Below are 11,563 nucleotides of genomic sequence, written 5' to 3'. Positions count from 1 at the left end.
GACGACAATGGGCACCGGAGTACGACAGTGGTCCGCATTGCTTTTGACATCCGTGCAGCCTGTGGTACATGGCTTTTCGTCGCTTGACCGTGGAGGTACACATGCTTGAACAATTGAGAGTGATCCTTTTTCGACCGAAATATCCTGAAAATATCGGGTCCGTTGCCCGGGCCTGCTTGAATATGGGCGTGTCGGACCTTGTGGTGGTTGACCCGTACAATTTCAATATGGAAAAGGCACTCCCTCTGGCAACGGTCCATGCGAAACACGTGTTGGAATCCGCACGCATCGTCGAGACATTGGCACAGGCCGTGGATGGCTGCACCGCAGTGTTTGGCACCACGGCACGGACAGGCGGGTGGCGCAAAGGCATCATGAATCCGGAAACGCTGACGAATGTGGTGGATGAACGCTTGCGGAGCAACGGCACAGTGGCTTTGGTCTTCGGTCCCGAGGACAAGGGATTGACCAATGAGGAAACGTCCGTGTGTTCCGGGTTGATGACCATTCCGACCAGTCGTGAAGGAACATCGTTGAACCTGGCGCAATCGGTTGTCGTGACCTTGTACGAATGTTTCAAGAAATCGTTAAATGGACCTTTTATTCCGGACGGTCCGCCAGAGGAACGCCCTGCCACGGTGCAGGAGCAGGAAACCATGTTTCACAATTTTCAGGACACCCTGTTGGCCATCGATTTTCTCAAGGATGATAACCCGGAGTACTGGATGTTGCCTGTGCGGCGGTTCTTTTCCAAGATCAATTTGAAACGCAATGAGTTCAATTTACTCATGGGCGTGTGCCGACAGGTACAGTGGTTTATCAAAAAGAATGAACCGGATTCCCTATCCCGAAAATAGCAGCATCTGATTTTCCCCGTTGAACCAAACGGAAACTTTCTGCATTCGGTTGGTTTTCATGGCTAAAATCAGTGCTTTCAAAAATGCCTTGTCACCCCTGAACCGTCGAGAATGAATGGTGACATCCGAAGAAAAACACCGTAGATTCGTAAAGTGCCACTCCTTGGCACGAAAACTACAGCATGAGCATTCAATGAAGAAGACTTCCGCCCTGAAAGGGCTCCCCGGCTCCAAGCTTCGGGCCACATTGGACCCGACCCGTATCCCGTATGAAACCAGTGAGGACATTCCGAACAAGAATGTCTATCCCAAGTTGCAGCCCCGGGCAATTCAAGCCCTGTCACTGGCCCTTGAGATCAGTGGCAACGAGCATAATTTGTATGTTTCCGGCGAACCGAACATGGGCCGAACCTATTTCGTGAAATCCTTTCTCAAGCCCACGGCCGAGAAAAGGAATCCGCCATGCGACTGGGTTTATCTGTACAATTTTGAAGATTCGGATCGCCCGATTGCCGTGTCGCTTCCCGCTGGCATGGGACGGAAATTGAAAGTGGCCCAACATAAGGCCATGACACATATTCGACAGGAAATCCCTGCCCGTTTCGAAAAGGACACCTTTCAGAAAAAGCATGAAAGGCTGGTCAAGAAGTTCAATGCCAAACGAGAAAAGTTGTTCAGTGAAATGGATGCCACTGCGGAAAAAGAAAATTTTTCGCTCAGTCTTGATGAAGAAGGAGTTTTGACCCTTTCGCCTATCGTGGACGGAGAAGTGATTTCCGACAAGGATTTCGAAACGATCAAATCCGCCGACCGTAAAAAGTTCAAGGCCAAAGGCGAGGAACTTTTGGCTGAAGTGAGTACGCTTCTCCGCCAGATCAATCAAAACGAAATTGATATGCGTGACGCGGAAAAAGAACTGCATCGCGAGACTGCCAAGGCCGTGATGAGTGAATGTTTTTCGCCGGTTTCGAAAAAATTTGAAACCGTTGAACGGTTGTCGGAATATTTTGAAGCCCTAGTCAATGAAGTCGTGGAAAACGTGGACCAATTCACGCCCAAAGATTCATCCCTGGCCGGACTCTTACCCGACGGACTGCCTTCCGGCGAAGATTTCTTCACCCGGTTCGAAGTCAATCTCTTTGTGGATAATGGCAAGACAAAGGGTGCACCTGTGGTCGTGGAAGACCATCCCACCGCCTTCAATTTGCTCGGTTCCATTGAGCGTGAAGCCGAAATGGGTGCGCTCTACACGGATTTCACCCTTATCAAGGCCGGAAGTCTGCACAAGGCAAACGGTGGATTCCTGTTGTTGAACATGGAAGACCTGTTGTCCAACCACGTTTCGTGGGAAGGATTGCTCCGAGCTTTGAGAGCGGGCCAATCTCGCATCGAGGACCCGGTCGATCAAGAACAGGTTCGCGCCCGGACCATTCAGCCGGACCCGATCGATCTGGACATAAAGATCGTGCTCATTGGTTCTGACGAGCATTACGAAGTCTTGCTGTACAATGACGATCGATTCGCCAAGTACTTCAAACTCAAAGCGCATCTGCAACACGCGACCGCCCGGAATGCCGCCAATATCAAAAATTATATTTCCATTATCGGCCAAACGGCTCGGGAATCGAATATTCTGCCGTTGACCCGGGAGGCCATCGCCGGGTTGGTGGACTTCGCCTCCCGACTGGTCGAAGATCAGAAGCGGCTTTCGCTCTATATCCCGCTTGTCCGCGAACGGATGATAGAGGCGTCCGCCTTTGCCCGCATGGCCGGGAAGGAGACCGTGGACCTTGCCGCCTTGAATGAAGCGGTTGCGGCCAAGGACTACCGGGTCAATCTCTACGAAGAGGAATTCATGACCGACTATGATCGTCAGGTCATCAAGGTCGCGACCGAGGGACAGGCCGTGGGGCGGGCCAACGGGTTGTCCGTCACTCTTTTTGGCGATTACGAATTCGGTCTGCCGCATCAGATTTCCTGCACTGCGGGAGTCGGACACGGCGGAATTCTCGACCTGGAACGGGAAGCCCAGATGGGTGGCCCCATCCACACCAAGGGCATGATGATCATCAAGTCCTATCTGGTCCGGTTGTTTGCACAAGATAAACCGATTGTCATGACTGGTTCGCTCTGTTTTGAACAATCGTATGCCGGTATCGAAGGGGATTCGGCCTCGGGTGCGGAACTGGCATCTCTGCTTTCCGCCCTGTCCGGTGCGCCTATCAACTTGTCATACGCCTTTACCGGTGCGGTTTCGCAAAGCGGCGCGGTTATGGCCGTGGGTGGTGTCAATCGCAAGATCGAAGGATTTTTCGAGGTCTGCCGTCGACGCAAGCTCACCGGCAAACAAGGTGTCATTCTGCCCGCGGACAACGTGGTCAACCTGATGCTCAAGGACGAAGTCGTGCAGGCGGTCGAAGACGGCATGTTCCACATCTTCCCGGTCAAGACCATTGAAGAGGCCATGTTCATTCTCACCGGGTTGCGTTGTGGGACGCCGAGTCGAACCGGAAAATATCCGGCTGGCACCTTGTACAGGATGGTTGACGATCGACTCGCCGAACTCGTCAAGCTCGCCGTCCCTGGAGACCCTCAGAAATAAAACGATATCCATTCGGGGAGCTGCCGAGATCGAGCTGGCTCCCCTTTTTTTTATGTCCTCCTTTCCTGGTCCGTTGACGGGACCGTCGACCCGAGGATACAGTTTTTTCACTTTTCTTCAGGAGCACTCGATCATGCATTGGATAGCTTTTGGCGACATACACGAATCAACCGACCGGCTGGCCGCCATTCCAGATCTGGCTGACGCGGAGGCGGTCATCATCACTGGCGACCTGACGAACTGCGGCAATCGTCGCACGGCACAGTCCGTGATCGATGCCGTAGCCGCCATCAATCCGACCATTTTCGCCCAGCCGGGCAACATGGACACCGACGCGGTCCAGACCGTTTTGCGGCAGCAGGACATGGATCTTCACCTGCGAGTCAGGGAATTGGCTCCGAATCTCGCTATCATGGGTGTCGGCATGTCCTCACCGACACCTTTCGGCACGCCCAGCGAAGTGCCGGAAGCCACCCTCGTCGAATGGTTGCACCAGACCCATGCGGATGCCACTGATTTTGCGCATCTGATCGTGGCGATTCACGAACCGCCCCACAATACCTTGGTGGATCGGATCGACAACGATCTGCATGTGGGCAGTGAAGGTGTTCGTCAATTTATCGAACAGACCCAGCCTGTGCTCGTCCTGACCGGGCACATCCATGAGTCCAAAGCTGTGGACCACATTGGCACCACTCCGGTTATCAATCCCGGTATGCTGGCTGATGGCGGGTATGTGCGTATCGATTTTGACGGCGAAAATATCACAGCGCAATTGTTGAGTGTCTCATGAGCAAGATAGGATTCATCTGGGTCGGGAAGCTCAAGGAATCATTTTCCAAGGATGGGTGTGCCCTATATTGGAAAAAGTTGTCCCGTTTTTTTTCACTGGACGAATCGGTCATCAAGGATGCACCCGGCAAATTGCCCACCCAGGAAAAGAATCGAAAGGAAGGCCAAGCCATTCTTTCCAAGGTCAAAAAAGGCGATGTGCTCATTATTCTCGACGAGTATGGCGACCGATTGACTTCACGCGAATTGGCCAAACGCCTAAGGACATGGACAGAAGCCCCTAATCAACGGCCCGTTTTTGTGATCGGCGGTCCGTTTGGTTTATCCGATGACATCAAGAAAGCGGCTCGTCATTCCATTCGACTGAGTGACATGACATTGCCGCACGAACTGGCTCGATTGGTTCTTCTTGAACAATTGTACCGGGCCGGAACTATCCACAAGAACATGCCTTATCATCACGATTAATGGAGATTATACGTATGCTCGACATCGATTATCTGGAACGCGTGGCCAACTATTTTGATTCCGGCGATTGTAAATTCGAATTTGAAAACGGCGAAGAAGATCGGCGTTTGCTCATTCTTGATTTTCTCGAACATCTTATGGAATTGGGCGAAAAAGCCGACGAACTTGCAACGAAACTCATCTTCAAGGATGCCTACGCCTCACTCCTCACCGAAGATGGCGTTGCCGCTGCCGAAGCAAACGAAGACGAAGAACCCGAAACAAACAACCCGCAATGATTTTTTTTAGGGGCAAATGCCTTCGGCGACCAGAGGGGAACCTCTTGGAAGAGGTTTCCCTCTGGACTCCCTTCCAGAACTTTTTATCGCGCCTTTGGCGAGGCCCCACGACATCCGTTGAGTGGGATTCAAGAAATGTGAGGAAGAGGAAATGGGGCAAGAAATACGATGGTTTTGCAAAAAGAAGACGTTTGAAATCTTTTTATAGAGCCTCTAAAAAATGCAATTTTTAACAACGCCCTCCCAAGGGCTGCACGAACGCGGATGCCGACAGCTTCGAGCGAAGCGAGCGACAAAAAGTTTCGGGGAGTCCAGAGGCCCCTTTTCAAAGGGGCCTTTGGCAGGTCCAGGACAGCGTCCTGGTCGCACCGAAGGTGACCGCCGAAGGCATTTCTCCGCTTCTTATTCCCCTTGAACACGGACCGCCCAGAAGAAACGCTCTCCGCCTGCGGCGGGGTATTGAGTACTCTTTTCAAGCACCCAGCCATCTGACAATTTCTCGGGAGGCGGTGGCGGATCATTCGACAAAATGACGGCCATACCGGGCTGATCGGACGTTTTGCGCAGCATGGGATGAATGAATTCGAGCAACTTGGGCCACGGCATGAAGGCCCGACTCAGGATAAGATCGGCAACCGGTGGGGCACCGTCTGTGTCGAAATGATCCAAAACATTTTCGGCCCGACCATGAAAAACATTGGTGTGGGAAAGCTTGAGCCGACTGAGCGCGGAACGCATGAACAAGGCCCGCTTTTCCCGCAACTCGACAAGCCAATAGTCTCCCGTATGCCATAGGGTCCGAAGCGGGATACCCGGCAGTCCGGCTCCGGCACCAAAATCGAGACACAACGAAGATTCTGTCAGGGGCAGGCCATTGAGGAAATCGGCCAGATAAAGAGAATCGACAACGAGCGTGTCAAACACGGTTCGCCAGTCGGACTTACCCACAAGGTTCATTTTTTTATTCCACTTGATGAGCTGGCCCAAATAGAGTGCCAGGAGTTCGGCCTGGTCCGCATCGACAGGCCGTCCAAGACGCGTGGACGCGGTCAAAATATCGTGTTGAGATGGAAACATGTGTGCCATACGTGATCCTCTGCATTGCCAATCGGGAAATGCCTGCCAGTCAACCCGACAGCATTGATCCCGATCTGCGTAAACGGTTGGGGAAACGCAGCGCACCGAATGAGGTCATCCCTGTGAAGGGAAAACCGCATTCGGCACACGAAAAAAGTCGCGCTTGGAAACCGGAACTATTCCTCAATCGGACGGGTATATCCACAGCCCTTCTTGGGACACGCGATGTGTTCGCCTTTGTCCTTGGTGGTCTTGCGGGTCAAAATAGGATGACCGCATTTCGGGCATTCCTCGGCAATGGGCCAATTCCAGACCGCGTAGTCGCACTTGGGATAGGTGGAGCAAGAATAAAAGAGCTTGCCCCGCCGTGAAGATTTTTCCACAAGTTCCCCCTCACATCCCTCTTTGGGACAAGGAACGCCAGTGGAAAAGGGTGCCGCGTAGGTACAATCCGGGTAATTTGAACAGGCGATAAACCGGGAACCAGTGCGGGCCTTTTTCAGAAGCAGCTCGCCGCCGCAATCCGGGCAGGTGCCCACCACTTCGGGTTTTTCCGATTCGATAACCTGAATCTTGCCGTTCTCGTCACGCTTGAAATTGACAATGGATTTGCAATCCGGATAGCCGGTACAACCCAGGAATTCACCTCGACGCGACTGCTTGATCGCCATGGGGCGACCGCATTTTTCACACAAAACGCCGGTTTCTTCAGGTTTTTCGCGTTCAACGACCTGAATGACTCCGTGCTCGTCCCGGGTGAAATTCTTGATAGTCCGACAGCCGGGAAATCCGGTACAGCCCAGGAATTCACCGGTTTTACCGAATTTGATCGCCATGGGCTTGCCGCATTTTTCGCACTTGATGTCCGTGACCTGCTGGCTACGGGCCATTTCTGTCCGGGCCTTTTCAAGAGTCGGATAAAAATCGTCACCAAAATGCTTGAGCAAATCCTTCCAGTCCTTTTTCCCTTCAGCAACGGCGTCAAGCATTCCTTCCATCTGGGCAGTAAACCCGACATCCATAAGGGCCTTGAAATGTTCGCCAAGCTTGTCGGATACCGTGAAGCCCAATTCGGTAGGAACAAACCGCTTTTCTTCCTGACGGGCGTATTCCCGATCAAGCAATGTTGAAATAATCGCCGCATAGGTGGACGGACGGCCAATACCGAGTTCTTCCAGCGTCTTGACCAACGAGGCTTCCGAATATCTCGGCGGTGGCTGGGTGAACTTCTGTTCCTTTTTCAATTCATTCAGAGTCAGAATGTCGCCTTCGCTGAGTTTGGGCAACTCCGTGTCATCATCCTTTTTGGCCTTGTCCATGGCGGCAAGAAAACCGGCAAAGAGCAAGCGTTCTCCCTTGGCTCGCCAGATGGTTTCCGGGGCGGACACGAGGACTGTGGTATCCCAGAAGGTAGCGACGGCCATTTGCGAGGCCACGAAACGCTGCCAGATCAACCGATACAATTTATGCTGTTCGGCAGGCAAATAGGGCTTCACCTCTTCGGGGGTGATAGTCACGTCAACCGGGCGGATGGCTTCATGCGCGTCCTGTGCACCGCCCTTGGTTTTAAAATGTCGGGTCTTGGGCGGGTAATAGTCATCGCCAAACCGTTCGAGAATCAATTCCTTGGCCGCATCCTGCGCATCCTTGGCGATACGGACAGAGTCGGTACGCATATAGGTGATGAGCGCGGTGGTTCCTCGTTTGCCAAGCTCCACACCTTCGTACAACCGCTGGGCGATGGACATGGTCCGCTTGGCGGAATAGCCCATGCGGCGGTTGGCGTCCTGCTGCAAAGTCGAGGTGATATATGGGGGCAACGGATTGCGTTTGCGCTGTTTTTCCTGCACGGAATCGATCTTGAAAGCACCTTTTTCCAAAGCGTCTTGCAACTTCTCTGCATCGGCCTGCGTGCCGATATGATTGACGCCAGGCTTCACGGCCTTGCCGGACAACTTGTACAAGTCCATCCAGAATGGCGGGGGATTCGTGCCTTCAAGCAACACCTTGAACGGCCAGTATTCGTCGGCCCGAAAGGCTCGGCGTTCCTTTTCGCGTTCCACCAAAATCTTGAGCGCAACCGATTGGACACGCCCGGCGGAAATGCCGCGTTTCACGTTTTTCCACAGGATGGGCGAAATCTTGTAGCCCACCAGCCGGTCGAGAATACGCCGCGCCTGCTGAGAGTCGAACAGGTCCTCATTGAGTTCCTGCGCATTTTCCAGGGCCTCTTTAACGGCACGGGAGGTGATTTCGTTGAACTGAATGCGGCGAATTTTGTCATTGACAGGCTTCAACAGCTCGGCAACATGCCAGGCAATGGCCTCACCTTCGCGGTCGGGGTCAGGCGCGAGGAAGACGGTGTCCGCCTTCTTTGCTGCGGCCTGAAGCCGTTTCACCACGTCTTCCTTGCCTTGAATGATTTCATACCGAGGAGCAAAATCGTGCTCTTCATCCACGCCGAGATCACGGGTGGGCAAATCACGAACATGCCCCACTGAGGCGTCAACAATGAAATGCTTTCCCAAAAACTTGGAAATAGTCTTCACCTTGGCAGGGGACTCAACAATAATAAGATCTTTTGTCATATTCGGCTCTCATATCAGGCTCTTCAAAAACGCACGATTGCATCATTTTCACAGCAAATCCACTGGCCGGCACTCGCGCATTCTTGAACAGACTGTTAGAATTTTCCGGTTTCCCATCCGACACATCTGCTCATCGGGCAATCCGAATCACATTTCGGGTGGTCAGATTGCGGTGTATGCACGTTTATCCGGCATATCGTCAACCCTTCTTATATAGATAATGGGCAAATTCCCATTTTTCTTTCGATATTCTCAAAAAAAATGACAGCCCCTGACGGCTGTATCCAGGGAATGACCCCTGATTCCAAACAGCGTCTGATCGGCATGAATCCGCACTTTTCAGGACAAAACAACCGTTTACCATGCCGAAAAGATTGCACTTTTCAGTAGAATTGAATTTTCAGTAAAATATCGGGTGTTTACAGAAGGAAGAGGTGTGCTATAGCATGGGGTGTCAGACAGATTGAAAAAAAAATCATTAATTTATTAAACTCAATGAAGATTGGGCCGATACAGTAAGATGACGTATGTGGCCCGGGACTCTTCGAGACGCTATGAACACTCGAAAAAATGAATTGGCTGATGCAGTCGCTCAGGTAAAGGAAGATTTGGCAGAAGCTGCCAAAAAAGCTGGCCGTACCCCTGATGATGTCTCGCTGGTTGCGGTATCCAAACTGCACCCGGCTTCCGACATCAGAGATTTGGTCGAAAGTGGGCACATGGATTTCGGCGAAAACTATGTGCAGGAAGTCCAAAAGAAACAGGAAACATTGGCCGACCTTGACGTCAATTGGCACTTCATCGGTGGCCTGCAATCCAACAAGGCCAAGTTCGTGGCGGGGAAATTCGCGTTGATTCACAGCGTTGATTCTCTCAAATTGGCCCAGGCATTGCATAAAAAAGCTGTCAGCCTTGACGTTGTGCAGGACATCCTGCTCCAGGTCAACATTGCGGAAGAAACGCAAAAGTCCGGAATCGCGGTTGATTCGCTTCAGGAATTGGCTGATGAAGTCATGAAAATGGACAATATCAGGCTTGTCGGTTTGATGACGATGCCGCCATTTTTCAATGAACCGGAACTGGCACGACCTGTTTTTTCCCGCTTGCGAGAGCTGCGGGACGGGTTGGAAACACATGTGGGAAGACCATTACCGCACCTGTCCATGGGCATGACCGGCGATTTTATCCCGGCTGTCGAGGAAGGGGCAACACTAGTGCGCATCGGGACACGGATATTCGGAGCACGACCTCCAAGAGGATAAGAACCAAGGCAGAGGATACGGTATGGATCTCGGGACCATCATTGGCATAGTACTCTCATTCGGACTGGTGCTGTCGGCGATCATGACAGGCTCCAGCCTGATTATTTTCATTTCCGTTCCATCCCTGCTTATTGTCGTAGGGGGCACTATTGGTGCCGGACTGGTCAACTATCCTATCAGCTATGTCATTGGTGTTATTGGTGTTATCAAAAACACCTTTTTTTCCAGTCTGGAAGCTCCGGCCGAGGTGATCGAACGGTTCAAGGACTACGCCAACCGCGCCCGACGTGAGGGAATTCTGTCGCTGGAACCGCTCATCAAGGAAATCGACGACGATTACATGCGTAAAGGGTTGCAGCTCACGGTAGATGGTCTGGAGCCGCAAACCATCCAGGAAATTCTGGAAACAGAAATTTCCTATCTGGCCGAACGACACGCCACCGGCGCGGACGTCGTCGCCGCTCTGGGCACGCTGGCTCCGGCCATGGGCATGATCGGAACGGTCATCGGGCTGGTCCAGATGCTCCAAACCATGTCGGACCCGTCATCCATCGGCCCTGCCATGGCCGTAGCCCTGTTGACGACCCTGTACGGCGCGATCATTGCCAACCTCATCCTGAATCCCATGGCAGGCAAACTCAAGGCACGGAGCAAGGAGGAAGTCCTGCTGCGTGAAATGATAATGGAAGGAATTCTCTCCATATCCAAAGGCGAAAACCCGCGCATCATCGAAGAAAAACTGAACAGCTATCTGCCGCCAAAGGATAGGATCATTTCGGATTAGCGGCATGATCCCGCACGACCCGAGGACCAATCATGGCCAAAAAGAAAAAGAAACTCGACTGCGATGAGATAGCCCCATGGATGGTGACGTTCGCGGATGTCATGACCCTGATGCTGACCTTTTTCATTCTGCTCGTGTCCATGTCCACGGTTGACCAACGGCGCAAACTCGTTGCTCTCGGGTCCATCATCGGCACCTTCGGATTCAATGACGCGAGCTATGAAGTCTTTTCCCGAGAAGATACCCGGCAGACCGTGGAACCCGGTCCCATGGATACCGGCGACCTTGCACCGCTCAAGGACCTCAAATGGGAAAACGTGGACAAGGACATCAATTTCCGGTCAAATCGATTCGTCCAGATTCTGAGCATCAACGCCCAGCTCCTGTTCGGGCCTGACGGCTCCACCTTATCACCTGAAGGCATCACCACGCTGGAATCGTTTCTGCCCCTGTTGAAACAGGTCCGCTATCCACTGTTACTGGCCGGACACACCTCGGAAATTCGTGACGAACTGGGCCTCAATTATCAGGCTGGCGACAACTCGAAGAACCCGGATCTTTCCTGGCGGTTGTCATTGAATCGCACCCTCACCATCTATCAATTCCTGTTGAATAATGGATTAAGCCCGGACATGCTCAAGGTGGAAGCCTTTGGCAAATTCCGCCCCCATTATCCACAAAAAACGGCCAAGAATCGCAGTCGAAACCGTCGGGTGGATATAGTGCTCGACAAACGATCAAACCAATTGGGTGAACAACTCATTCAGTCGGCACCAGTCCGCACCAAACGGGCCGACACGCTCACCGTGGACGGCTTTGAGTTTGATGTGTCCACCCCGCAGGAATTGGAATAGC

10 protein-coding genes are annotated in these 11,563 nt (G+C 52.4%); 8 read left to right on the top strand and 2 right to left on the bottom strand.

The window, feature by feature from the left end; all coding sequences use genetic code 11:
- Positions 1–101: 101 nt before the first annotated feature.
- From GO013_RS05255 to GO013_RS05230, 5 genes are all read left to right on the top strand, one after another.
- The gene (locus tag GO013_RS05255) at positions 102–857 is read left to right on the top strand and encodes an RNA methyltransferase (RefSeq protein WP_163809012.1); all 756 of its coding nucleotides are present in this window, start codon (positions 102–104) and stop codon (positions 855–857) included.
- A 193-nt stretch (positions 858–1,050) separates the two neighbouring features.
- Positions 1,051–3,459, top strand: coding sequence for an ATP-binding protein (locus GO013_RS05245; RefSeq protein WP_163809010.1), 2,409 nt, complete (start codon positions 1,051–1,053; stop codon positions 3,457–3,459).
- A 133-nt stretch (positions 3,460–3,592) separates the two neighbouring features.
- Positions 3,593–4,252, top strand: a complete 660-nt coding sequence (locus tag GO013_RS05240) for a metallophosphoesterase (protein ID WP_163809009.1) — start codon at positions 3,593–3,595, stop codon at positions 4,250–4,252.
- The gene (locus tag GO013_RS05235) at positions 4,249–4,719 is read left to right on the top strand and encodes a 23S rRNA (pseudouridine(1915)-N(3))-methyltransferase RlmH (protein ID WP_163809008.1); all 471 of its coding nucleotides are present in this window, start codon (positions 4,249–4,251) and stop codon (positions 4,717–4,719) included. The genes GO013_RS05240 and GO013_RS05235 overlap by 4 nt, the downstream gene beginning before the upstream one ends.
- A gap of 14 nt (positions 4,720–4,733) precedes the next feature.
- Positions 4,734–4,997, top strand: coding sequence for a hypothetical protein (locus tag GO013_RS05230; RefSeq protein ID WP_163809007.1), 264 nt, complete (start codon positions 4,734–4,736; stop codon positions 4,995–4,997).
- Between the two features lie 402 nt (positions 4,998–5,399).
- Here GO013_RS05230 and GO013_RS05225 read toward each other — a convergent pair whose 3' ends face one another.
- Positions 5,400–6,083 carry an RsmG family class I SAM-dependent methyltransferase gene (locus GO013_RS05225; protein WP_163809006.1) on the bottom strand — a complete coding sequence of 228 codons (684 nt, stop codon included), beginning with the start codon at positions 6,081–6,083 and terminating at the stop codon, positions 5,400–5,402.
- Between the two features lie 167 nt (positions 6,084–6,250).
- Positions 6,251–8,662 carry a type I DNA topoisomerase gene (gene topA / locus GO013_RS05220; RefSeq protein WP_163809005.1) on the bottom strand — a complete coding sequence of 804 codons (2,412 nt, stop codon included), beginning with the start codon at positions 8,660–8,662 and terminating at the stop codon, positions 6,251–6,253.
- Between the two features lie 554 nt (positions 8,663–9,216).
- On the opposite strand from topA, the gene GO013_RS05215 reads away from it, so the two are divergent.
- Genes GO013_RS05215 through GO013_RS05205 form a run of 3 tightly spaced genes read left to right on the top strand, consistent with a single transcriptional unit; the run spans position 9,217 to position 11,562 of the window.
- Complete coding sequence (locus GO013_RS05215; RefSeq protein WP_163809004.1) at positions 9,217–9,924, top strand: YggS family pyridoxal phosphate-dependent enzyme; 708 nt, start codon at positions 9,217–9,219, stop codon at positions 9,922–9,924.
- A 22-nt stretch (positions 9,925–9,946) separates the two neighbouring features.
- Positions 9,947–10,708: a MotA/TolQ/ExbB proton channel family protein gene (locus tag GO013_RS05210; RefSeq protein WP_163809003.1), complete on the top strand. Its 762-nt coding sequence runs from the start codon at positions 9,947–9,949 to the stop codon at positions 10,706–10,708.
- Between the two features lie 32 nt (positions 10,709–10,740).
- Positions 10,741–11,562 (top strand): flagellar motor protein MotB, encoded by an 822-nt coding sequence (locus GO013_RS05205; RefSeq protein ID WP_163809002.1) that lies wholly within the window; start codon positions 10,741–10,743, stop codon positions 11,560–11,562.
- Position 11,563: the final 1 nt, after the last annotated feature.

It is taken from the genome of Pseudodesulfovibrio sp. JC047, assembly GCF_010468615.1.
Classification (GTDB): Bacteria; Desulfobacterota; Desulfovibrionia; order Desulfovibrionales; family Desulfovibrionaceae; genus Pseudodesulfovibrio.
This window is presented reverse-complemented; position numbering and strand designations above follow the sequence as displayed.